This is a genomic window from Geobacillus sp. PK12 (assembly GCF_004123125.1).
GTDB lineage: Bacteria > Bacillota > Bacilli > Bacillales > Anoxybacillaceae > Geobacillus > Geobacillus zalihae.
In genome coordinates, this window is sequence record NZ_SDKL01000002.1 from 214,142 (window position 1) to 237,886 (window position 23,745).

General features: G+C 53.4%; 21 protein-coding genes and 1 other annotated feature. Of the genes, 17 read left to right on the plus strand and 4 right to left on the minus strand.

All coding sequences use genetic code 11. The annotated features are described in order from the left end of the window. Positions 1-7 precede the first annotated feature (7 nt). The 8 genes from argJ (at position 8) to clpB (ending at position 11,471) form a co-directional block, all read left to right on the plus strand. Positions 8-1,240, plus strand: a complete 1,233-nt coding sequence (gene argJ / locus ETR37_RS01510; protein ID WP_129446814.1) for a bifunctional ornithine acetyltransferase/N-acetylglutamate synthase — start codon at positions 8-10, stop codon at positions 1,238-1,240. Positions 1,241-1,252: 12 nt separating this feature from the next. Beyond that, positions 1,253-2,032, plus strand: a complete 780-nt coding sequence (argB, locus tag ETR37_RS01515; RefSeq protein WP_129446815.1) for an acetylglutamate kinase — start codon at positions 1,253-1,255, stop codon at positions 2,030-2,032. 3 nt (positions 2,033-2,035) lie between these two features. After that, positions 2,036-3,196 (plus strand): acetylornithine transaminase, encoded by a 1,161-nt coding sequence (locus ETR37_RS01520; protein WP_081132240.1) that lies wholly within the window; start codon positions 2,036-2,038, stop codon positions 3,194-3,196. An 88-nt stretch (positions 3,197-3,284) separates the two neighbouring features. Beyond that, the gene (locus tag ETR37_RS01525) at positions 3,285-4,349 is read left to right on the plus strand and encodes a carbamoyl phosphate synthase small subunit (protein WP_129446816.1); all 1,065 of its coding nucleotides are present in this window, start codon (positions 3,285-3,287) and stop codon (positions 4,347-4,349) included. Then, positions 4,342-7,470 carry a carbamoyl-phosphate synthase (glutamine-hydrolyzing) large subunit gene (locus ETR37_RS01530; protein ID WP_129446817.1) on the plus strand — a complete coding sequence of 1,043 codons (3,129 nt, stop codon included), beginning with the start codon at positions 4,342-4,344 and terminating at the stop codon, positions 7,468-7,470. The genes ETR37_RS01525 and ETR37_RS01530 overlap by 8 nt, the downstream gene beginning before the upstream one ends. Continuing rightward, complete coding sequence (argF, locus tag ETR37_RS01535; RefSeq protein ID WP_129446818.1) at positions 7,467-8,405, plus strand: ornithine carbamoyltransferase; 939 nt, start codon at positions 7,467-7,469, stop codon at positions 8,403-8,405. The genes ETR37_RS01530 and argF overlap by 4 nt, the downstream gene beginning before the upstream one ends. 184 nt (positions 8,406-8,589) lie before the next feature. After that, on the plus strand, positions 8,590-8,769 hold the full coding sequence (locus ETR37_RS01540) for a YjzC family protein (protein ID WP_011230299.1): 180 nt from the start codon (positions 8,590-8,592) through the stop codon (positions 8,767-8,769). 107 nt (positions 8,770-8,876) lie between these two features. After that, positions 8,877-11,471, plus strand: a complete 2,595-nt coding sequence (gene clpB / locus ETR37_RS01545; protein WP_033006384.1) for an ATP-dependent chaperone ClpB — start codon at positions 8,877-8,879, stop codon at positions 11,469-11,471. A 307-nt stretch (positions 11,472-11,778) separates the two neighbouring features. On the opposite strand, the gene ETR37_RS01550 is transcribed toward clpB, so the two are convergent. After that, complete coding sequence (locus tag ETR37_RS01550) at positions 11,779-11,967, minus strand: YjzD family protein (protein WP_011230302.1); 189 nt, start codon at positions 11,965-11,967, stop codon at positions 11,779-11,781. Between the two features lie 133 nt (positions 11,968-12,100). On the opposite strand from ETR37_RS01550, the gene ETR37_RS01555 reads away from it, so the two are divergent. Next, complete coding sequence (locus ETR37_RS01555) at positions 12,101-12,841, plus strand: alpha/beta fold hydrolase (protein WP_020753723.1); 741 nt, start codon at positions 12,101-12,103, stop codon at positions 12,839-12,841. Positions 12,842-13,005: 164 nt separating this feature from the next. Here the strand turns inward: ETR37_RS01555 and ETR37_RS01560 are convergent, their stop codons facing one another. Further along, positions 13,006-13,254, minus strand: a complete 249-nt coding sequence (locus ETR37_RS01560; RefSeq protein WP_015374147.1) for a hypothetical protein — start codon at positions 13,252-13,254, stop codon at positions 13,006-13,008. A gap of 254 nt (positions 13,255-13,508) precedes the next feature. Here ETR37_RS01560 and ETR37_RS01565 point away from each other — a divergent pair, with 254 nt between their 5' ends. The 5 genes from ETR37_RS01565 to ETR37_RS01585 all read left to right on the plus strand — a co-directional run bounded on the left by ETR37_RS01565 (position 13,509) and on the right by ETR37_RS01585 (position 17,836). Continuing rightward, the gene (locus ETR37_RS01565) at positions 13,509-14,441 is read left to right on the plus strand and encodes a beta-ketoacyl-ACP synthase III (protein WP_011230305.1); all 933 of its coding nucleotides are present in this window, start codon (positions 13,509-13,511) and stop codon (positions 14,439-14,441) included. Positions 14,442-14,483: 42 nt separating this feature from the next. Next, the gene (gene fabF / locus ETR37_RS01570) at positions 14,484-15,722 is read left to right on the plus strand and encodes a beta-ketoacyl-ACP synthase II (RefSeq protein WP_015374148.1); all 1,239 of its coding nucleotides are present in this window, start codon (positions 14,484-14,486) and stop codon (positions 15,720-15,722) included. Between the two features lie 144 nt (positions 15,723-15,866). Then, positions 15,867-16,667, plus strand: a complete 801-nt coding sequence (locus tag ETR37_RS01575) for a DUF2268 domain-containing putative Zn-dependent protease (RefSeq protein ID WP_129446819.1) — start codon at positions 15,867-15,869, stop codon at positions 16,665-16,667. Between the two features lie 136 nt (positions 16,668-16,803). Then, positions 16,804-17,010 (plus strand): YuzI family membrane protein, encoded by a 207-nt coding sequence (locus tag ETR37_RS01580; RefSeq protein ID WP_015374150.1) that lies wholly within the window; start codon positions 16,804-16,806, stop codon positions 17,008-17,010. 85 nt (positions 17,011-17,095) lie between these two features. Further along, positions 17,096-17,836, plus strand: coding sequence for a YjbA family protein (locus ETR37_RS01585; RefSeq protein ID WP_129446820.1), 741 nt, complete (start codon positions 17,096-17,098; stop codon positions 17,834-17,836). 61 nt (positions 17,837-17,897) lie between these two features. On the opposite strand, the gene trpS is transcribed toward ETR37_RS01585, so the two are convergent. Both trpS and ETR37_RS01595 read right to left on the minus strand, forming a co-directional pair. Further along, on the minus strand, positions 17,898-18,884 hold the full coding sequence (gene trpS, locus ETR37_RS01590; RefSeq protein ID WP_015374152.1) for a tryptophan--tRNA ligase: 987 nt from the start codon (positions 18,882-18,884) through the stop codon (positions 17,898-17,900). Positions 18,885-18,934: 50 nt separating this feature from the next. Continuing rightward, positions 18,935-19,167: a binding site (T-box leader), on the minus strand. A 50-nt stretch (positions 19,168-19,217) separates the two neighbouring features. Beyond that, complete coding sequence (locus tag ETR37_RS01595; RefSeq protein ID WP_129446821.1) at positions 19,218-19,592, minus strand: DUF3899 domain-containing protein; 375 nt, start codon at positions 19,590-19,592, stop codon at positions 19,218-19,220. Between the two features lie 419 nt (positions 19,593-20,011). Here ETR37_RS01595 and ETR37_RS01600 point away from each other — a divergent pair, with 419 nt between their 5' ends. The 3 genes from ETR37_RS01600 to opp3C all read left to right on the plus strand — a co-directional run bounded on the left by ETR37_RS01600 (position 20,012) and on the right by opp3C (position 23,731). Continuing rightward, the gene (locus ETR37_RS01600) at positions 20,012-21,661 is read left to right on the plus strand and encodes a peptide ABC transporter substrate-binding protein (protein WP_129446822.1); all 1,650 of its coding nucleotides are present in this window, start codon (positions 20,012-20,014) and stop codon (positions 21,659-21,661) included. Between the two features lie 121 nt (positions 21,662-21,782). After that, positions 21,783-22,712, plus strand: a complete 930-nt coding sequence (opp3b, locus tag ETR37_RS01605) for an oligopeptide ABC transporter permease (protein ID WP_129446823.1) — start codon at positions 21,783-21,785, stop codon at positions 22,710-22,712. Continuing rightward, positions 22,709-23,731 carry an oligopeptide ABC transporter permease gene (gene opp3C / locus ETR37_RS01610; RefSeq protein ID WP_044743398.1) on the plus strand — a complete coding sequence of 341 codons (1,023 nt, stop codon included), beginning with the start codon at positions 22,709-22,711 and terminating at the stop codon, positions 23,729-23,731. Before opp3b ends, opp3C begins: the two co-directional genes overlap by 4 nt. Positions 23,732-23,745 lie beyond the last annotated feature (14 nt).

The following is a 23,745-nucleotide window of genomic DNA, read 5'->3' on the forward strand; positions in this document are numbered from 1 at the left end:
ACGAACAATGACAGCAACGAAACAAACGGCGCAAGTAACGGTGGTCGCCGATGGAACGGTCGTCACGCCGAAGGGATTTCAAGCGGCTGGGGTGCACGCCGGGCTGCGCTATTCGAAAAACGATTTAGGGGTTATTCTATGCGACGTGCCGGCTTCGGCGGCGGCGGTGTATACGCAAAGCCATTTCCAGGCGGCGCCGCTCAAAGTGACGCAGGCGAGCCTCGCTGTAGAACAAAAATTGCAGGCGGTCATCGTCAACAGCGCATGCGCGAACGCCTGCACCGGCGAGCAGGGGCTCAAGGACGCCTATGAAATGCGCGAGCTGTGCGCGAAACAGTTTGGCCTGGCGCTGCACCATGTGGCTGTCGCTTCAACGGGCGTGATCGGGGAATATTTGCCGATGGAAAAAATTCGCGCGGGCATCGAAAAGCTTGTTCCAGGGGCGACGATGGCGGATGCGGAGGCGTTTCAAACGGCGATTTTAACGACGGATACGGTGATGAAGCGCGCCTGTTACCAAACGACCGTCGATGGGAAAACGGTCACCGTCGGCGGGGCGGCGAAAGGATCGGGGATGATCCATCCGAACATGGCGACGATGCTCGCGTTCATTACGACCGATGCGAATATTTCATCGACGGTGTTGCACGCGGCGCTGCGAGCGGCTACGGACGTTTCATTTAACCAAATTACGGTCGATGGCGATACGTCGACGAATGACATGGTTGTGGTGATGGCAAGCGGTCTTGCTGGAAATGATGAGCTGACGCCGAATCATCCGGATTGGGGGAACTTTTACGAGGCGCTGCGGAAAACGTGCGAAGACTTGGCGAAGCAAATCGCCAGAGACGGCGAGGGGGCGACGAAGCTCATTGAAGTGCGCGTGCGCGGTGCGAAAACGGACGATGAGGCGAAAAAAGTCGCGAAGCAAATCGTTGGCTCCAACTTAGTGAAAACGGCCGTTTACGGCGCGGATGCCAACTGGGGGCGGATCATCGGCGCGATCGGCTATGCGGACGCTGACGTTGATCCGGACAATGTTGATGTCACGATCGGGCCGATTGTGATGCTGAAAGGAAGCGAGCCGCAACCGTTCTCGGAAGAAGAAGCGACGGCGTATTTGCAACAAGAGACGGTCGTCATTGAGGTGGATTTGCACTTGGGCGATGGCTTCGGCGTCGCGTGGGGCTGCGACTTGACGTACGGTTATGTGAAAATCAACGCCAGCTATCGGACGTAAGGAGAGAGAACCATGGGGAAAACGGTTGTCATCAAATGCGGCGGCAGCGTGCTCGATGAGCTGTCTCCCGCCTTTTTTGCCAGCGTGAGAACGATTCGGGAACAAGGGATGGATGTCGTCATCGTCCACGGCGGCGGGCCGGAAATCGGGCAAATGTTGAAAAAACTGGCGGTGCCGAGCGAGTTTGTCAACGGCTTGCGGAAAACGACGAAAGAGGTGCTTGCCGTTGTGGAAATGGTGCTCTCCGGCAAAGTGAACAAACAGCTTGTGGCGATGCTCAGGCAGAACGGCTTGCCGGCGGTCGGCGTTTCCGGCGTGGACGGGGGGCTGCTCGAAGCGGAACCGATTGACGTTGCTAAACTTGGCTATGTCGGCCGTGTGAAAACGGTTCGCTCCCGTCTTTTGCGCACGCTGCTTGAGGCGGGCTACATTCCGGTCGTTTCGCCGCTTGGCATCGACCAAAACGGGCAAACATACAACATTAACGCCGACACGGCGGCTGGGGCGGTCGCGGCCGCCATTGGCGCCAGCCAGCTCGCGTTTGTGACGAACGTGCCCGGAATTTTGCGAGACGGCGCGCTCGTGGCCGAGGCGACGGCGGAAACGATTGAACGACTGATCGAAGACGGCGTCATCACGGGCGGGATGATTCCGAAAGTGAAAGCGGCGCTGTCCGCCCTGTCCGATGCGCTGCCCGAGGTGATGATCGTCAGCGGCAAAACGACGTTTTACCAGAACGGAACATGGTATGGGACAACGATTCGGAAAGAAAACGAAGTGGGGGTCTACTAAATAATGAGCGCGCTATTTCCGACTTACAACCGTTGGAATATCGCCGTCCAAGCCGCGGAAGGGACGGTTGTGACCGATGTGAATGGAAAACAATATCTCGACTTTGTCTCCGGCATTGCCGTCTGCAATCTCGGCCATCGCCATCCGCATGTCCAAAAGGGCATTGAACAACAGCTGAATCAATATTGGCACGTCTCGAACTTGTTTACGATCCCGATTCAAGAAGAGGTCGCCTCCTTGCTTGTCGCCCACAGCGCCGGCGATTATGTTTTTTTCTGCAACAGCGGGGCGGAAGCGAACGAGGCGGCGCTGAAGCTGGCGCGCAAACATACCGGGAGACACAAAGTCATTACGTTCCGCCAGTCGTTTCACGGCCGGACGTTCGCGACCATGGCCGCGACCGGGCAGGAGAAAGTGCATAGCGGTTTTGGTCCGCTGCTTCCGGAATTCATTCACTTGCCGCTGAATGATGTCGACGCTCTCAAGCAGGCAATGAACGAAGAAGTGGCCGCGGTGATGCTTGAGGTCGTCCAAGGGGAAGGGGGGGTCCGCCCGGTGGATCCGGCGTTTTTGCAAATAGCGTCGGAGCTGTGTCAACAGTACGGGGCGCTCCTGATCATCGACGAAGTGCAAACCGGCATCGGCCGGACCGGAAAGCCGTTTGCTTACCAGCATTTCGGCGTGGAGCCCGACATCATCACCGTGGCGAAAGGACTTGGAAGCGGCATTCCGGTTGGTGCGATGATCGGCAAAGCGTTTTTGAAAGAGTCGTTTGGGCCTGGCGTGCACGGGTCGACGTTTGGCGGCAACCCGATCGCGATGGCCGCTGCCAAGGCGACGTTAGAAGTGGTGTTCGATCCGGCGTTTTTGCAAGAGGTGCAAGAAAAGGGGAGCTACTTGCTCGGACGGTTAAACGAGGCGCTCGCCCCGCTTGACATCGTCAAGGACGTGCGCGGGCTCGGGCTGCTTGTCGGGGTCGAGTGCCAAACGGACGTCGCACCGCTGTTGCCATTGATTCATGAAAACGGCTTGCTTGTCCTCTCGGCGGGGCCGAAGGTGATCCGCCTGCTGCCGCCGCTTGTCGTGACGAAAGCGGAAATCGATGAAGCGGTGGACATTTTAACAAACGTGTTGAACAACGCCAACGCCTCAGCCGTCTTGTAAACGGACGGCCGACGGCTTAATTTTTATTCCTGTTCATGCATAAAAATTCTTAAACGGTTATAAAAACTCAAACGATGAGGTGGCGCCAATGAAAGCGTACTTGCATGTGGCGAGCGGAAAAACGTTCAGCGGCGAGCTCGCCGCTCCGCTTAAAGAAAAGGTGAGCGGGGAGATCGTTTTTTTCACCGGCATGACCGGTTATCAAGAAGTGTTGACCGACCCGTCGTATAAAAACCAAATCATCGTTTTTACGTACCCGCTGATCGGCAATTATGGCATTAATGAAGACGATTTTGAAAGCAAGCGGCCGCACGTCGAAGCGGTCGTCGTCTACGAAGCGAGCAGCACAGGATTTCATTATGGGGCGAAATACAGCTTGGCAGAATACTTGCAGCATTGGAACATTCCGCTTCTTGCGCACGTGGACACGCGCGCCCTTGTGAAAGAAATCCGCACCGCTGGGACGATGATGGCGGAATTAAGTTTGTCGCCCATTCCAGCAGTTGCGGATGAGGAAGCGGCGTTTCCAGTGCGCGCGGTGTCAACGAAAACGATCGAAACATACGGCGAAGCCGGGCCGCATTTGGTGCTCATCGATTTCGGCTATAAAAAGTCGATTTTGCAGTCGCTCCTTGCACGCGGCTGCCGGGTGACGGTCGTGCCGCATGATACGGCGCCGGAAGCGATTGACGCGCTGAAACCGGACGGGCTTGTCCTCTCGAACGGCCCAGGCGATCCGAAACAGTTAAGCCATCAGCTTCCCGCTATCCGTCAGCTTATCGACCGGTATCCGACGCTTGCGATTTGCCTTGGCCATCAGCTTGTCGCCTTAGCGTACGGGGCGGATACGGAAAAACTCCGCTTCGGGCACCGCGGCGCCAATCAGCCGGTGTGGGACGCCGGGAAGCAAAAAGTAATGATGACATCGCAAAATCATAGTTACGTCGTCAAAGAGGAAAGCTTGGCGGGCAAGCCGTTTGACATCCGCTTCATCAACGTCAACGACGGCTCGATCGAAGGCATCGTTCATCGCCATAAACCGATTTTGTCGGTGCAATATCACCCGGAGGCGCATCCGGGGCCGCAAGATACCGGCTATATTTTCGACGAATTTTTGCAAACCGTGTTCAAGGGAGAGAACGTGTATGCCTAAAGATTCTTCGCTTCAGTCGATTCTCCTGATCGGGTCGGGGCCGATTGTCATCGGCCAGGCCGCCGAGTTTGATTATTCCGGCACACAAGCGTGCATCGCCTTAAAGGAAGAAGGATATCGCGTCATTTTAGTGAACAACAATCCGGCGACGATCATGACCGATGAAGTTCATGCCGATGCCGTGTATTTTGAACCGCTCACCGTCGAGGCGGTCGAAGCGGTCATCGCCAAAGAACGCCCGGATGGGCTGCTCGCCACGTTCGGCGGCCAGACCGGGCTCAACTTGGCGTTTGCGCTTCATGAAGCCGGCGTGCTCGAAAAATACGGGGTGAGACTGCTCGGAACACCGATTGAAGCCATTCAGCGCGGGGAAGACCGCGAAGCGTTCCGCGCGTTAATGCATGAGCTTGGCGAACCAGTGCCGGAGAGCGAAATTGTTACAAGCGTCGAGGAAGCGGTCGCGTTTGCCGAACAAATCGGTTTTCCGATCATTATTCGTCCCGCGTATACGCTCGGCGGGACGGGCGGCGGCATTGCCGAAAACATGGAGCAGTTTCTCGCGCTCGTGGAGAAAGGGCTGGCCGAAAGCCCGATCCGCCAATGTTTGATCGAACGGAGCGTCGCTGGGTTTAAAGAAATTGAATACGAAGTGATGCGCGACCAGTCGAATACGTGCATCACGGTTTGCAATATGGAAAACGTCGATCCAGTCGGCATCCATACGGGCGATTCGATCGTCGTCGCACCGTCGCAGACGTTGACCGATGAGGAGTACCAAATGCTTCGTTCTTCAGCAGTGAAAATTATTTCCGCCTTAGGGATCATCGGCGGCTGCAACATTCAGTTCGCCCTTGATCCGAACAGCAAACAATATTACTTAATCGAAGTCAACCCGCGCGTCAGCCGCTCGTCAGCGCTCGCGTCCAAAGCGACCGGCTACCCGATCGCCCGCATTGCGGCGAAGCTGGCGGTCGGCTATACGCTCGCGGAACTCGTCAATCCGGTGACGAAAACGACGTACGCCAGCTTCGAGCCGGCCTTGGACTACGTCGTCGTCAAGTTCCCGCGCTTGCCGTTTGACAAGTTCCCGCACGCGGACCGGAAGCTCGGTACGCAAATGAAAGCGACCGGGGAAGTGATGGCGATCGACCGCAATATGGAGCGGGCGTTCCAAAAAGCGGTGCAGTCGCTCGAAGGCAAAAACAACGGACTGTTTTTGCCAGAGCTTTCGGCGAAAACGGATGACGAGCTGAAACAGCTGCTTGTCGACAAAGACGACCGCCGCTTTTTCGCGATTTTGGAACTGCTCCGCCGCGGGGTGGCGGTCGAAGCGATTCACGAATGGACGAAAATCGACCGCTTTTTCCTTGCTTCGTTCGAACGGCTCGTGGCGCTCGAAAAACAAGCGGCAGCCACCACGATTGATACGATCGATGAGCCGACGTTGCGCTTCTTGAAAGAAAAAGGGGCAAGCGACGCCTTTTTGGCCGAAACGTGGGGCGTGACGGAGCTTGAGGTGCGCAACAAGCGGAAGGAACTTGGCATCGTGCCGTCATACAAAATGGTCGACACGTGCGCGGCCGAATTTCATTCGGAAACGGATTATTACTACTCGACCTATTTCGGCGAAGACGAGCGGAAGAAAGCGAGCGGCAAGGAGAAAGTGCTGATCATTGGAGCCGGACCTATTCGCATCGGCCAAGGCATTGAGTTTGACTACAGCTCCGTTCATAGCGTGTTCGCCTTGCAAAAAGAAGGCTATGAAACGGTGATGATCAACAACAATCCGGAAACCGTGAGCACCGACTTTGCCGTCGCCGACCGCCTGTACTTTGAGCCGCTTACGTTAGAGAGCGTCCTCGATGTCATTGAAGCGGAACAAATCAAGCATGTCATCGTTCAGTTTGGCGGACAGACGGCGATCAATTTGGTCAAAGGTCTTGAAGAAGCCGGTGTGCCGCTGCTTGGCGTCACCTATGATATGATCGACCAGCTCGAAGACCGCGACCGCTTTTATCAGTTGCTTGAAGAGCTTGACATTCCGCACGTGCCTGGCCTAATGGCGAACGACGCTGAGGAGCTCGCCGCCAAAGCGGCCGAAATCGGCTATCCGGTGCTGCTTCGCCCGTCGTATGTCATCGGCGGCCGCGGCATGTTCATCGTCCGCGATGAAGTCCAGCTTGCGGCATTGGTGGAGCAAGGCGAGTTAACGTATCCGATTTTAATTGACGCGTACTTGGATGGGAAAGAAGCGGAAGCGGACATTGTGACGGATGGAATAGACATCGTGCTGCCGGTCATCATTGAACATGTCGAAAAAGCCGGCGTCCACTCCGGCGACAGCTATGCTTGGCTGCCGGCGCAGACGCTCACAGACGAAGAAAAAGCGAAAATCATCGACTATGCGGGCCGGATTGCGAAAAAACTTGGCTTTAAAGGAATCATGAACATTCAATACGTCATTGCGGACGGCAATGTATACGTCCTTGAAGTGAACCCGCGCGCGAGCCGGACGGTGCCGATCGTCAGCAAAACGACCGGCGTGCCGCTGGCGCAAATTGCGACAAAGTTATTGCTTGGGAAATCACTCGTCGACATCGTTGACGAAAAAGCTCGCGGATTGGCGGTCATGCCGTACGCCGTGTTAAAGTATCCGGTCTTTTCGAGCCATAAGCTGCCGGGGGTTGACCCGATGGTTGGACCGGAGATGAAATCGACCGGTGAAGGCATCAGCATCGCAGCGACGAAGGAAGAAGCGGCGTACAAAGCGTTTTACGCGTACTTGCGAAAGAAAGCAAACGCCAATGAAATGTATGTGATTGGCGGCATCGATGAGACGCTGGCCGCGGAAATCGAAGCGAAACAGCTTGTGATCGTGCCAGATGTCCCGTTTGCCGATTGGGTGAAGCGCGACACGGCGCTCGCGGTGATCAACTTGGGCAAAGAGGAAGACGCGGCAAACAAACGAATGACTGCGTTGTCCCGACAATTGCTCGTCTTCACGGAACGTGAGACATTGAAGCTCTTCTTGCAGGCGCTCGATGTCGATCATCTTGACGTGCAGCCGATCCATGGCTGGTTGGAAAAGAAAAAACAGGCAGAACAGGCGGTGATCGCATGAATGCAGTGATGTCATTAAAAGGGAGAGACTTTTTAACGCTTCTTGATTTCTCGACAGAAGAAATTTTGGACTTGTTGGCGCTAGCAGCCGATTTAAAAGCGAAACAAAAAGCCGGTGTATCGTATACGCCGCTTTCCGGCAAAACAATGGCGATGATTTTTGAAAAGCCCTCAACGCGCACGCGCGTGTCGTTTGAAGTCGGCATGATCCAGCTTGGCGGCCAGGCGATGTATTTAAACGGCAACGATTTGCAGCTTGGCCGCGGTGAAACGATTGCGGATACCGCGCGCGTCTTGTCGCAATACGTCGATGTCATTATGATTCGGACGTTTGCCCATCAAAAAGTCGAGGAATTGGCCGAGTATGCGTCCGTTCCGGTCATCAACGGCTTGACGGACGACGATCATCCCTGCCAGGCGCTGGCGGATTTGCTGACGATTTACGAGGCGAAAAAAACGTTCCAAGGCGTCAAGCTCGCCTATGTCGGCGACGGCAACAACGTCGCCAACGCCTTGCTTGTGGCCGCGGCGAAAGTTGGCATGAATGTCGCCATCGCCTGTCCGCCAGGCTATGAGCCGAAGGCAGAATATGTCGAGGCAGCGCGCCAGATCGGCGAGAAAACCGGGGCAACCGTTGTGGTGACGCACGACCCGCTTGTAGCGGTGGCGGGGGCGGATGCGATTTATACGGATGTCTGGACGAGCATGGGCCAAGAAAGCGAAAGTGCTGAGCGGCTGCAAGTGTTTCAGCCGTATCAAGTCAACGAAGAGCTCGTCAAAGCGGCAAAACCGGATTATCTCTTTTTGCATTGTCTGCCGGCCCACCGCGGCGAAGAAGTGACGGCCGGCGTCATGGACGGTCCGAACTCGGTCGTCTTTGAGCAGGCCGGCAACCGGCTTCATGCGCAAAAAGCGATTTTGTTGTCCGTTTTATAGCAAAGGGGGAATTCCCGTTTCGGGAGTTCCTTTTTCACTTTGAAAAGGATTTCGAGGGGAGAGCTCCTTTTCGTTGTGAACAGCTTGGCGTTCCGTTTGCGATCCTCCATCATTTTCCTTCTTATGAACAGCGATGAAACCGGGCATGATAACAAATGCAATCGAAGCAAGGGGGATGAAACAAATGGGCCAACCGCGCCATTTCAAACCAGGCGATAAAGCGCCGAACAACGGCGTGTATATTGAAATCGGCGAAACGGGCGACAATGTAAAGCACCCGAAAAAGCTGAAACTGAAAGCCGGCGATACGTTTCCAGAAACGTCGAACCATAATCGACATTGGACGTATTTGCGCAAACCGTGAAGCAGAACAAAAGCCATTCCAAGCATGGAGTGGCTTTTCATTTGCCGTGCGCTTTGCGATCCGCTATAATGATTTATGGTCAAAGAAGGTCAAATGGAGGGGACGGCATGGACGCAAGCCGTTTGACGGAAAAACTGCAAGAGGCACTTATGGCGGCGCAGTCGCTCGCCAAAGAGCGGCATCATCAACAGCTTGATGTCGAACATCTTCTGCTGGCGCTCCTCGAGCAAGAAGATGGCTTGGCGCCGCGGCTGTTTGCCCTTTGCGGCGCCGACCGCGCTCAGGCGATCCGCTGGCTGCAAGACCAGCTTCGCCAAAAGCCTGAAGTGCATGGGGCGGACGGGCAGCTGTATGTTGCGCCCGCCTTAGCGCGGCTGCTTGAGGAGGCGGAAAACGAAGCGAAGCGAATGCAAGACGAGTACATATCGGTCGAACATGTGCTGCTCGCGTTGCCTCATGGCGCCGAGCCGTTCGCTCGGCAGCTGGCGTCGTTTGGACTGACGAAGGAAGCACTATTAGCGGCAGTGAGAAAAGTAAGGGGGAATCAACGCGTGACGAGTCCACATCCGGAAGCAACCTATGAAGCGTTGGCAAAATACGGGCGCGACCTTGTCGCGGAAGCGAAAGCGGGAAAAATCGACCCGGTCATCGGCCGCGACAGTGAAATTCGCCGCATCATCCGCATTTTGTCGCGGAAGACGAAAAACAACCCGGTGTTGATCGGCGAGCCGGGCGTCGGGAAGACCGCTATTGTCGAAGGGCTCGCTCAACGCATCGTGCGCAAAGACGTCCCGGAAGGGCTGAAAGACAAAACGATTTTCGCTCTTGATATGAGCGCGCTCGTCGCCGGAGCAAAGTTTCGAGGTGAATTTGAAGAACGGCTGAAAGCGGTGCTCAATGAAATCAAAAAAAGCGACGGCCGCATCATTTTATTTATTGACGAACTGCATACAATCGTCGGCGCCGGCAGAGCGGAAGGGGCGATGGACGCCGGCAATATGCTCAAGCCGATGCTTGCCCGCGGCGAGTTGCGCTGCATTGGGGCGACGACGCTTGATGAGTACCGGCAATACATCGAAAAAGACCCGGCGCTCGAGCGCCGCTTCCAACAAGTGCTTGTCCAAGAGCCGAGTGTCGAGGACACGATTTCGATTTTGCGCGGATTGAAAGAACGGTATGAAGTGCACCATGGAGTGAAAATCCACGATCGCGCGCTCGTCGCGGCCGCCGTTTTGTCCGACCGTTACATCTCTGACCGCTTTTTGCCTGACAAAGCGATCGATTTGGTCGATGAAGCGTGCGCGACGATCCGGACGGAAATGGAATCGATGCCGTCGGAGCTGGACGAAGTGATGCGCCGCGTCATGCAGCTTGAAATTGAAGAGGCGGCCTTAAGCAAAGAAACGGACGAAGCGAGCCGCGAGCGGCTTGCGGCATTGCAAAAAGAACTTGCCGATTTGCGTGAAAAGGCGAACGCCATGAAAGCGCAATGGCAAAAAGAAAAAGAGGCGCTTGACCGCGTCCGCCGTTTGCGCGAGGCGCTCGAGCGGGCAAAACGCGAACTGGAAGAGGCGGAAAACGAGTATGATTTAAACAAGGCGGCGGAGCTTCGCCATGGCCGCATTCCGCAGTTGGAAAAGCAACTCAAACAGCTCGAGCAAGAAATCAGTGAGCAAAGTGAAGGGAAATTGCTGCGCGAGGAAGTGACGGAAGAAGAGATTGCCGAAATCGTGTCACGCTGGACGGGCATTCCGCTCACCCGCCTCGTCGAGGGAGAGAGAGAAAAGCTGCTTCGCCTTCATGAATTGCTGCATAGACGGGTCATCGGTCAAGACGAAGCGGTCGAGCTTGTCGCTGACGCCGTCTTGCGGGCGCGGGCCGGCATGAAAGACCCGAACCGCCCGATCGGATCGTTTTTGTTCCTCGGACCGACCGGCGTCGGCAAAACGGAGCTGGCCAAAGCGCTCGCCGAGGCGCTGTTTGACAGCGAGGAGCAGCTCATCCGTCTTGACATGTCCGAGTATATGGAAAAACACGCCGTCTCCCGCTTGATCGGAGCGCCGCCTGGCTATGTCGGCTATGAGGAAGGCGGCCAGCTGACCGAGGCAGTGCGGCGCAAGCCGTATTCCGTTCTGTTGTTCGATGAAATCGAAAAAGCTCATCCGGACGTGTTCAACATCCTGCTGCAGCTGCTGGATGACGGACGGCTCACCGATTCGCAAGGGCGGACGGTCGACTTTAAAAACACGGTCGTCATTATGACATCGAACATCGGATCGCCGCTGTTGTTGGAAAACAAACAGGGCGACATCGATGAAGAAACGCGCAAACAAGTGTTTGACCAACTGCGCGCCCATTTCCGCCCAGAATTTTTAAACCGGATCGACGATATCGTCTTGTTTAAACCATTGTCGATGAATGAAGTGAAAGGCATCGTCGAAAAGTTCGCCCGCGAGCTGTCGGCCCGTTTGGCCGATCGGCATATCGAACTCGTGCTGACCGAAGCGGCGAAGCAATACATCGCCGAAGCGGGCTTCGACCCAGTATACGGCGCCCGCCCGCTCAAACGGTTTATGCAAAAGCAAATCGAAACGCCGCTTGCGAAAGAGCTGATCGCTGGGCGGGTGAAAGATTACAGCACCGTCACGGTCGATGTTGACAACGGGCAGATCATCATTCGTCCGTCGGCGCAAACGAGCTGAAGGGGGCGCCGCCGACGCGGAGAGACGTGCTTCCTGTCTGCCGGGTTGGTCGCATTGTTTGAGCATGGACGGAAAACACAAGTCTAGATCAATAGGGATGGAATGCTCCTCCATTGACACCTATATAGATGCAACGAAAAAGTTTAACATATCCTTGATGGAAAAGNNCTCGGTAAAAGCTACAAATGTTAAAGCTTCAAATTGCATCTATATATAGGTGTTGAAGTGGGAGGATTCTCGGTTAAAGATGACAAAAAACAACGCCTTGGGACTTTCACCCCAAGGCGTTGTCTTATGAAGCGAATGATCAATGATGGTGATCCCCGGCCGGCTCGTCCGGAATCAGGGCTGCAATCACGAAGACTAAGATCGTCACGATGACGCCAAGCAAAGCACCGGTTGCGAAGTTATAGCCGATCCCTTGCATCGAGCCCATGACGTACGTTGCCATTTGCACGAGCAAAAACGTCCAAAAAAACGTCCAAAACAAGCGCATCTTTGTTCCTCCCATCTTCTCGTCATTCCTTTTCTTATCTTATCACAATTTGTCGCGTAGGCATATACCCGGACGTTTTTTTTGGCCGCGCATATCGTATACTGTACCATTATGCATTGCCAAACAAGGGTGAATGGAAACGATGGCAGGACAACGGCGGTTTTTTCAACTCGATGAGCAATGGTGCATCGTTCACGTGCCGGAGCGCCCAAATGGGTTTGCCCTTTTTTTAATGGGCGACGGCGACCATTTTGTGAACGAACAGACGAGTTTTTGGCTCGAACATCCGGGGCGGCGCCAATGGCTGGGAGATTGGTTGAAACGTGGGTATACGGTCTTTTCGTCCCATTTGTACGGCCGGCATTGGGGAAGTCCGAAAGCGGTCCGGCTGGCGCGCCAGCTCATTTACTCGGTGTTGAAAAGCGAAATTGTGAACCAGCGCATCTATATCGTTGCCGAAGGAATGGGCGCGCTCGTTGCCTTGCAACTGCTTGGCGCCATGCCAAGTCAAATCCGCGCCGTCGCCATGATCAACCCTTGCCTTGACGTACGCGCCCAGCTTGACTATGAACAAGAACATCCATTCGTGTACCGGCGGATGGTGAGGGAAATCGCGACTGCCTATGGCTTGAAAGAAGAAGAGGTGCCGGAGGCTGTTCCGTCCCTCTTTCTCAGTCCTCATGACGTTCCGGTGACGATTTGGCAGCTGGCCGGAGTGAGCCCGTATCCATCCGCCTTGCATAGCCGTAAATATGAACAATGGATGAAAACGACAAACAACCGGGTGCGCGTCGTTTACGAGCTGCCGGAGAAACGGCGCCAACTGGCTCGGCAAATCGGGCAATTTTTCTGCCAATACAATGAACTCCCGTAAACGATAAGGGCAGGAGCTGACTCAAAAGCTCCTTTTTGATGAAATTTCACCCAAGTATTGAAAAGACCACCTCTGACCCCTTGGTTGTACCGGGTTTTCAAGGTGGTCTATTTTTCCATGTTGCCTCAGATAGGGGTATTACCGCTTTTTTGGATCAGCCCCTGCTATTTTTTCAATAAGTCGACGAGCGAGGTGATCTTTTTCACGAGCGGTTTTAATTGTTGCCATGAGTCGGCTAGCGTATTGACGTTTTCAAACAGCTTCATGAAATCGATGTTCGGCAGTAAAGGCGGTTCTGCCCCGCTCCCTTGATCTTCGCGCTCGCCGGTTGCGCGAGAAGGAAAAGATCCGAACATTAGACGGGAAAAATGGTCTTGCCGTTCGCGACGTTGTTGCGCTTCGCCGTTGGCCATGGGCGATCCTCCCTTTCATGCGATGGTTGCTCGTATTTGTATTGTATGGCAGAAAGGAAAAAGCGGTTTGGACAAATGCCTTAGGGGAACGGAAAGCGCTCGTTCAACTTTCGTTTTCTATTGCGCATCCACGCTCTTTCGGCTAAAATTAGTACCAAGTAATAATAATTGGTGATGTATACTGATTGTACATTCAAGTTTGGTTGTCAGCGTGAGCATTTTTTCGCCATTTTGGGAAAGAGGAGATGGACCATATGGGAGCAGGAATTATCGGGGTCGGCCGCTATGTGCCGGAGAAAGTGTTGACCAACTTTGATTTGGAAAAAATGATGGATACATCGGATGAATGGATCCGAACGCGCACCGGGATCGAGGAGCGCCGCATCGCCGCGGATGACATTGATACGTCCGATATGGCGTATTTTGCCGCCAAAAGGGCGCTTCAAGACGCTGGCATGGAGGCGAAGGACATTGATCTCATTTTAGTTGCCACTGTCACCCCGGACCGTCCGTTTCCGTCGGTCGCTTGCATGCTGCAAGAGCGGCTTGGCGCCGTCAACGCCGCTGCGCTTGATATTAGCGCTGCCTGCGCGGGGTTTATGTACGGGATGGTCACGGCCGCCCAATTTATTGACACAGGCGCCTACAAGTATATATTAGTAGTGGGGGCAGACAAACTATCGAAAATCACCGATTGGACCGACCGCAACACGGCGGTGCTGTTCGGCGACGGCGCCGGAGCGGTCGTCATGGGTCCGGTGTCGCCCGGGCGCGGGATTTTATCTTTCGAGTTGGGAGCTGACGGAACAGGAGGAAAACATTTATACAAAGACGAATATATCGTCATGAACGGCCGTGAAGTATTCAAGTTCGCCGTCCGGCAAATGGGAGAATCAAGCGTGCGTGTGCTTGAAAAAGCCGGGCTCACGAAAGACGATGTCGACTTTCTCATTCCGCATCAAGCGAACATTCGCATCGTCGAAGCGGCCAGACAGCGGCTCGAGCTGCCAGAAGAGAAAATATCGACAACCATCCGTCGATATGGCAACACGTCGGCCGCATCTATTCCGATTTCGCTTGTAGAAGAGTTGGAAGCGGGCAAAATCCATGACGATGATCTCATCATTATGGTCGGCTTCGGCGGCGGGCTGACGTGGGGCGCGATCGCTTTGCGCTGGGGCCGTTAACGGCACGTATATTATCGAAATAAAAAAGGAGAGACGGAAACGATGGAAAAAAGACGAGTCGTCGTGACAGGCATAGGCGCCGTCACCCCGCTTGGGAATGACGCAGAAACGACGTGGAAAAACATCATCGCCGGCCAGTCCGGCATCGACATTGTCACTCGCGTCAATCCGGACGACTTTCCGGCGAAAGTGGCGGCGGAAGTGAAAGACTTCGATCCGTCGCTGTTTATCGACCGCCGCGAGGCGCGGAAGATGGACCGATTTACCCAATTCGCCGTCGCGGCGGCGCTCATGGCGGTCAAAGATGCCAATCTCGACATTCATGAAAGCAACGCTGAACGGGTCGGCGTCTGGATTGGTTCTGGCATCGGCGGCATGGAGACGTTTGAACAGCAGTTTGAGATTTTCCAGCAGCGCGGTTATCGCCGAGTGAGCCCGTTTTTCGTGCCAATGATGATCCCGGATATGGCCGCTGGGCAAGTATCGATCATCCTCGGAGCGAAAGGGATCAATTCGTGCACGGTGACCGCTTGCGCGACCGGGGCGAACTCGATCGGTGATGCGTTTAAAGTCATTCAGCGCGGCGACGCCGATGTCATGATCACCGGCGGGACGGAAGCGCCGATTACGAAAATGTCGTTCGCCGGTTTTTGCGCCAATACGGCTCTTTCAACCAATCCAGATCCAAAAACGGCGAGCCGCCCATTTGACAAAAACCGCGACGGTTTCGTCATGGGTGAGGGAGCAGGCATCGTTGTTCTTGAGGAATTGGAGCACGCGTTGCGCCGCGGCGCGAAGATTTACGCCGAAATTGTCGGTTACGGTGCGACCGCTGATGCGTACCATATCACCGCGCCGGCGCCGGGCGGCGAAGGCGGCGTGCGGGCGATGCGCCAGGCGCTTCAAGACGCTGGCCTGAAGCCGGAGGAGATCGATTACATCAACGCCCACGGCACGAGCACCGAGTACAATGATAAGTATGAGACGGCGGCGATCAAAGAAGTATTCGGCGATCATGCCTATAAGCTCGCTGTCAGCTCGACGAAGTCGATGACCGGGCATTTGCTCGGGGCGACCGGTGCGGTGGAAGCGATTTTCTCCGTGCTGGCGATCCGCGACGGCATCATTCCGCCGACGATCAACTACGAAACACCGGATCCGGAATGCGACCTCGACTATGTGCCGAATGAAGCGCGCAAGCAAGACGTGCGTGCGGTCTTAAGCAACTCATTTGGATTTGGCGGCCATAATGCGACATTGATTTTTAAAAAATATGTGTAATGGATGAAAAGGAGAGCCTTGGTTGAGCAGAGCTGAAAACGCGTGACTAACGGCGGGTTCGGTTCAGCGTCAGGCTCTCTTTTTTGTTTTGTTTCACCGTCTTTTCCCTGCCGACATAACGTAAGAGAAAAGGAGGGAAAAGCGATGGGATTGCTTCCGACCGATCGATGGCTGGAAGAGGATGAAGGCGATCCGCTCCGGTTGTGCGCACGGTTGGCGCCGCTTTTTGGCAAGATGCCGGCGCGTGAGATTTACAGCTATTTACGGCTGTATGGCATGTACCGAAGCACTCGACAGGCCGAGCGGCTTTTGCCGGAGATGAAAGAGCGCCGTCTTTGGGAACGTCTTGGCCGTTTGTATGAACGGCAACGGGGGATATGGAAGGGGCCAGACGTTCCGGTATGTTTGCTGCCGGCCGATGACGAAAACTGGAAGCTTGCGCGCGAGTTTCAAGGAAAAGGCGGGGTGGCGTTTGCCGATAAGCTGTTTTTCTTCTTGCTTCCAGATCATAGCAACAAGGAGATCGCCGCGTTGGTGGCACATGAATACAACCATGTATGCCGTCTCAAGCAGTTGCCGAACGAAGGCGAAGATGCGACGTTGCTGGATGCCGTCGTGATGGAAGGATTGGCGGAGCATGCCGTCGCCGAGACAGTCGGCGCCGAACAGTGTGCGGGATGGACGAAGTATTACACCGATCGGGAGATGGAACGGTTTTGGCGGCGCTATATAGTCCCGAATAAACATTTGCCCGTTTCGCATCCGCATACTTCCCGCATTTTGTACGGACTTGGATGGCATCCGAAAATGGGGGGCTATGCCGTTGGGTATGCCATCGTCCGTCGCTGCCTGGAAAGAGGATATTCGCTCACCCAATTGATGACGATGGAAACGAAAGACATCGCGGAGTTGGCGGGCTTTTCAGACAAACAGGGAGCGTCTTAGCTCGAAACCGCATGGCGGACGCCGCTGTCCGGTTATCACAAGAATCTTAGGGACATCGGGCGCAAACAGGCATGTTGTCCATGACGCCGACATATATGTAGAACAAGGACGTGGACAAGAAAGAAGGGAAAGCCCGGTGGTCCGCCTGTTTTTTTATTTGGTCGGCTTTGGTTTTTCGGTCGTCGGCGGCATGATGGTGATCGCTTATTTAAACATCATCACCCCAGAGCGCGGTTTTCACGAATACTTGTCTTATATTTCGACAAGGGTGGAATGTTATTTATTCCCTATTGGCCTTCTTTTGATGTGGGGGAGCTTGACGTTTCCAAGCCGCAGCTCCTAGAGGGGAAAAGAGGACGAAATGGAATAAAATTCTGTCCCTCTGCCTATACTGATGGACAAACACGTCTGGAAGTGAGGGGTCTCGCATGCTTTATCTGCACGACATTTGGGTCAACTGGTTTGAAGGCGAAGAGAACGGATACAACGTCTGCCATTTCCATGAATGGCGCAAGGACGATCAAATCGAGCTGCTTGACCAAGTGCCATTGTTAAAAGTATCTCCGGCCCTGTTTCATTACATTGAAAACAGCTTGTCCGAGCTTCCAAAACCGATGCTGGACGATGTGCATCAGAAGGCGTATGTCCGCAAAAACCATGAACGCATCCAGCTGGACTATTGTTTCGTTGTCACGGACGGCGCCGGCGTTTTGGCTGTTGATACAATCGGTTATCAAATCCCGATTCGCAAAAGCCGTCTCATTCCGCGTCAGGAACAACTCGTCTACGAAATGGCGGCCGAAGCGGAGGAACGGGACTATCCGCTGCCGAGGTATGAAAAAGAATACCATATTTTATCGCCGGCTCCGGAACTGATGTGCGGACTCACGCGCAAAGAGCGGCAGTTGAAACAGCTGTTGTTTATGGCGCTTGACCAGCTTTATTCGACAAAAAATACGGCCCAGATGCGCTATTGGTATACGGAATGGGCGCCGGAAAAATACGCCGCTATTCAAAAAATGTCTTTTGATGAAGCGTGGGAACAATTGTATAACGAGACGAAATACGGGTGGTCCGAACGGCATGAGCAGCTGTGCGAAAACTTGATCAAAGGGCAGCCATTTTTCGAAAAACTGTGGGAAATGGAGCAAGAACCAAAAGTCAATTAAAAAACGGGCCAAGGCGATAGGCGCCTGCCCGTTTTTGTATGGCTTCGCTCGATGCGGCTATTTACCGCCGCCGCCCGAGCCCCATGGCTTGCTCCATTTTGCGCACCATTTCCGATGCAACCCGATTTGCTTTTTCCGCCCCTTCATCCAACACGCGGTCAAGCTCCTCGCTTTCCATCCAATGGTGATACCGCTCTTGAATCGGTCGAAGCGTTTCAATGACGACTTGAGCGAGGTCGGCTTTGAAGACGCCGTATCCTTTTCCTTCGTATTGCCGCTCCAACTCCTCGATCGATTGACCGGATAGCGTCGAATAAATATTGAGCAAGTTCGAAATGCCTGGCTTCGCTTCTTTGTCGTAGCGAATCGTTCCTTCCGAGTCAGTGACCGCGCTTTTGATCTTCTTCTCGATCGTTTTCGCATCGTCAAGCAGTGTGATGTACGCTTTCGGGTTGGGGTCGGATTTGCTCATTTTTTTCGTCGGGTCGACAAGTGACATGATGCGGGCGCCGACTTTCGGAATGCGCGCCTCAGGGATCGTGAACAGCTCGCCATACCGTTTGTTGAAGCGCTCGGCCAGATCCCGCGTCAATTCGATATGCTGCTTTTGATCATCGCCGACCGGGACGATGTCGGTGTTATAAAGCAAAATGTCAGCGGCCATCAGCGGCGGGTACGTGAGCAGTCCGGCGCTGACCGCCTCTTTGCCGGCCGATTTTTCTTTAAATTGCGTCATCCGCTCAAGTTCGCCGATATAAACGATGCACTGCAGCATCCAAGCGGCTTGAGCGTGCGCCGGCACTTCTGACTGGATGAACAACGTCGCTTGCGTCGGGTCGATGCCGACTGCTAAATACAAAGCGGCGAGGCGGCGGATGTTTTGCCGCAGTTCGTGTGGGTCTTGCGGAACGGTAATGGCGTGTTGGTCAACGATGCAAAAATAGCAGTTGTATTCATGCTGCAGCTCGACAAACTGCCGCAGCGCCCCGATGTAGTTGCCAAGGGTGATGACGCCGCTTGGCTGAATGCCGGAAAAAATGGTTTTCATCGATCTTCACTCCCTCAAGCAAAAAATAAAAAAGGCCCCGCCATCCCTCTGATAGGGACGGTAGGACCGCGGTGCCACCCTACTTATTGCGCCGACAAGCGCAATCGCTCAACCCATGCTTAGCGCATGGCCCCCTGTAACGCGGGGAACGTCCCCGCCTACTGCGTCGCCGGTTCGGCGGGAAGCTCGAAAGCCCATTCCATATGGCTAGCCGCTTGTTCGCACCGTCCACAAGCTCTCTGAAGGCATCGCCATATGTACTTTTCTTTCTCATCGCTCGGTTTATTCGAGATTTGCCTTATATTATACGAAAAACATTCAGCTGTTGCAACCTTATTGCACGGCATATCCGGCGGCAATCATCGCCAGAAACAGAAGCAGACCAGAAAAGAGAAGCGGATACGTGATGGCGAAACGCCGCGGACCGAGCAGCTCATCCGATTCATGTTCTGCTGCCGCTTCCTCAAGATACCGCTCCACCCTCGCGCTGCTTCTGCGCAATCGGCGAAACCCGTATGCGAATCCGCTGAAAAACCCGCGTTCATAAACAAACAAAAGCCCGCCAGCCGAAAGCGGCACAAGAGAGAGCAAAAAGGCGGTGTTAATAAAGGCAACCGCCGTCCATGCCCCTTGCCAGAAAACGATAAGCGCACTGGCCGCCAGCATAGCGGCCACCATCCACCCTGTTCGAACGGCGATCCGTTTCATTTTGTCTCTCCCGCCTTTCCAATTCGTTGTTTTTATTTTAACATATGTAAGAGGAAGGATTGTCAATGTTATTAACAACGTTATATCAGAAAATTTGTATTCATCTTGGAAACAGAGGAACAATTTGCTTTACAATAGGGATGAGGGGCGAAAAACCTATGTTGTAAGCGTTTTCTAATATATTGACAGAAATTTTTTATTTACAACAGCGTCAAAAGTCGGTAAAATGCAGATGTAAATACAAGCCGATCTTCCTGTCTGTTTTAAGTAATTAGAAATTTTTTATTTAGCAAAATAAAAAAATTCTTTTCAGGTATACTAATACAGGATATAATAAAACATGTAAGTACAATCTTCTGAAAACTAATGGTTCAGAAGATTTGTAATACGCTACATAAATTTTTAAGGGGGGTTTTTTAGTGAAGAAGCGATTTTCTTTCTTCCTCGTCCTGCTTCTCGCGCTGTCAACGTTCCTCGCGGCTTGCGGCGGGGGCAAGGACAACAACGCTCAAGGCGGCCAGGGAGGCGAAAAGCCGGCGGAGAAAAAGGAGCAGGTGCTGAACTTGCTTGATTCTTCGGAAATCCCGTCGCTTGACTCGGCGCTCGCCACCGACCAAGTATCGTTTATCGTGTTGAACAACGTTATGGAAGGGCTGTACCGTTTAGGGAAAGACAACAAACCGGTGCCGGGGATCGCGGAAAGCTATGAAGTGAGCCAAGACGGCAAAACGTACACGTTCAAGCTTCGCAAAGACGCCAAATGGTCGAACGGCGACCCGGTGACGGCGCACGACTTCGTGTTTGCTTGGAAACGGGTGCTTGACCCGAAAACGAAAGCGGAGTATGCGTACATTATGTACGACATCAAAAACGCGGAAGAAGTCAACACCGGCAAACTGCCAGTTGACCAGCTGGGCGTCAAAGCGCTTGACGACTACACGCTCCAAGTCGAGCTGAAAAACCCGATTCCGTATTTCATCAGCCTGACGGTATTCGGCACGTTCATGCCGCAAAACGAGAAATTCGTGAAAGCGCAAGGCGACAAATACGGTCTCGAAGCTAATACGACGCTTTACAACGGCCCGTTCGTCTTAAGCGAATGGAAGCATGAACAAGGCTGGACATATGAGAAAAACCCGAATTACTGGGACAAAGATACAGTTAAGCTTGAAAAAATCAACGTCAAAGTTGTGAAAGACACGGCGGCAGCGGTCAACTTGTATGAAACGAAACAGGCCGACCGCGTCGGTTTGACGGCCGAATTTGTTGATAAGTATAAAAATGATAAAAACTTCAAAACGGAATTGGATCCATCCCTCTACTGGCTGCGCATGAACACGAAAAAAGAACCGTTGAACAACGTCAACGCCCGCAAAGCGATCGCGATGGCCATCGACACGCAAGCGATGGTCGATACGCTCTTGAACAACGGTTCGATTCCGGCGAAGTTCACCGTTCCGAAAGACTTCGTCACCGGTCCGGATGGCAAAGACTTCCGCGATGTGAATGGCGATTTGGTCAATTACAATCCGGATGAAGCGAAAAAACTGTGGGAGCAAGCGAAAAAAGAGCTGGGCAAAGACAAATTTACGCTTGAACTGCTGAACTATGACAGCGACAGCGCGAAGAAAATCGGCGAGTATGTGAAAGCGCAGCTTGAACAAAACTTGCCGGGCTTGACGGTCAACATTAAACAACAACCGTTCGCACAAAAGCTCGAGCTTGAAAGCAAAATGCAATACGACCTGTCGTTCTCCGGCTGGGGTCCGGACTATCAAGACCCGATGACGTTCCTTGACTTGTGGACGACAACTAACCCGCACAACCAAACGGGTTGGTCGAACGCTGAATACGACAAATTGATTAAAGACGCGAAAACAACGTTGCTTGGCGATTTGCAAGCCCGTTGGGATGCGATGCTGAAAGCAGAAAAGATCGTCTTTGAAGAAATGCCGATTGCCCCGCTCTATCAGCGCGGTGTCGCCTACTTGCAACGCGAGTATGTCAAAGATATCGTTTCGCACCCGTTTGGCGGCGATTACAGCTACAAATGGGCATATATTGAGTAATCTGTTTTCTACAGCATGCCGAGGAGAGTATATGCGAGGGCATATACTCTCCTTTTGCCTGCCAAGGCGAAAAATGTCGAAAAACAACGAAGATTATAAGAAAAGCAGAGGAGGTGCGGTCATGGCGCGGTATACGCTTCAGCGGTTCGTTTATATGATCATCACGTTGTTTATCATTGCGACGTTGACGTTCTTTTTAATGAAGCTGTTGCCTGGTTCGCCGCTTCAGAACCAAGAGAAATTAACGCCGGAACAGAAGGCGCTTATTTTAAAAGAGTACGGATTGGATAAGCCCGTGCCGGTTCAATACATTCAATATTTAGGGAATTTGCTGAAAGGAGACTTGGGGGTATCGTTCCAATATGACAACCGCCCCGTGACAGAGCTCATCAGCGATCGAATCGGCCCGTCGGCCCAGCTCGGGTTTCAGGCGATTGTGTTTGGGACGATCGTCGGGTTGATTCTCGGAATTGTCGCGGCGATTCGACATAATCATTGGGAAGATTACACTGCTACGGTCATTGCGGTGTTGGGCGCCTCGATTCCGTCGTTTGTGTTAGGGGGGGTTTTGCAATATTTTATCGCTGTGAAACTGCAATGGCTTCCGGTCGCTTTTTGGGAAGGCTTCAAATATACGATTCTCCCGACATTGGCGCTGTCTGTCGGGGTCATCGCTAGCATCGCCCGTTTTATGCGCACAGAAATGCTGGAAGTGTTAAGCTCTGACTACATTTTGACGGCTCGGGCGAAAGGGATCAGCCAGGCGGGGGTTATCATCAAGCACGCCATCCGCAACTCGCTTATCCCCGTCATTACCATTTTAGGACCGATGACCGTCAATTTAATGACGGGAACGCTTGTCATTGAGAAACTGTTTGCTGTCCCTGGTCTTGGGGAGCAGTTTGTCCGTTCGATTGAACTGAACGATTACCCGGTTATTATGGGAACGACGTTGTTTTATTCCGCCTTGTTGATTTTGGCAGTATTCATCGTTGATGTGTTGTACGGGGTTGTCGACCCACGCATCCGGTTAGCGGGAGGGAAAAAATGATGGCGAAACAACAATACGAACAACTGTCACCGGAATGGTTTCAGCCCGCCCCGCCGAACGTTGGTGAGCAGGAAAAAATCAATCGTCCGAGCTTGACGTTTTGGCAGGATGCTTGGCTTCGCCTTCGGGAAAACAAGGCAGCGATCGTCGGGCTCGTGATGATTATCATCTTAGCGCTCATGGCGATCATCGCCCCGATGGCGAGCGACCGGACGTATAAAGATCAAAACTTGCGGCATGCGAAACTTCCGCCGAAAATCCCGGTGCTTGAACATATTCATTGGCTTCCGTTTGACGGCCGGGATGCGAACGGCGTTGATGTGTATAAACAGCGCGGCGTGAAAGAGTACTATTGGTTTGGCACGGATGACTTAGGACGCGACTTGTGGGTGAGGACGTGGTATGGCACGCGCATCTCCCTTTACATTGGTTTGCTGGCGGCGTTGATCGACTTATTGATCGGGATTGCGTACGGCGGCATTTCCGGCTACTATGGCGGCCGCGTCGACAATGTGATGCAGCGGATCATCGAAATTTTAAACGGCATCCCGTATTTAATTATGGTCATTTTGTTCATTTTGATTTTTGAGCCTGGAATCATTTCCATCACGTTGGCGATGGTCATTACCGGTTGGACGACGATGGCGCGGATCGTGCGCGGACAAGTGTTGAAATTAAAGAACATGGAATACGTGCTGGCGGCAAGGACGCTCGGAGCGCCGACATCACGGCTCATTTTCAAACATTTGATCCCGAACGTCATCGGCCCGATCATTATTACGACGATGTTCACGATTCCATCGGCCATCTTTACCGAAGCGTTTTTGAGCTTTATCGGCCTTGGCATCCGTCCGCCGGAAGCGTCGCTTGGCTCGCTTGTCAATGACGGATACAAATCGATCCAAACATATCCGCATTTAATGATTATTCCGGCCGTTGTCATCAGCTTGCTCATTTTAAGCTTCAACTTGGTGGCAGACGGAATCCGCGATGCACTTGACCCGAAAATGCGCAAATAACCGACGGAAGGGGT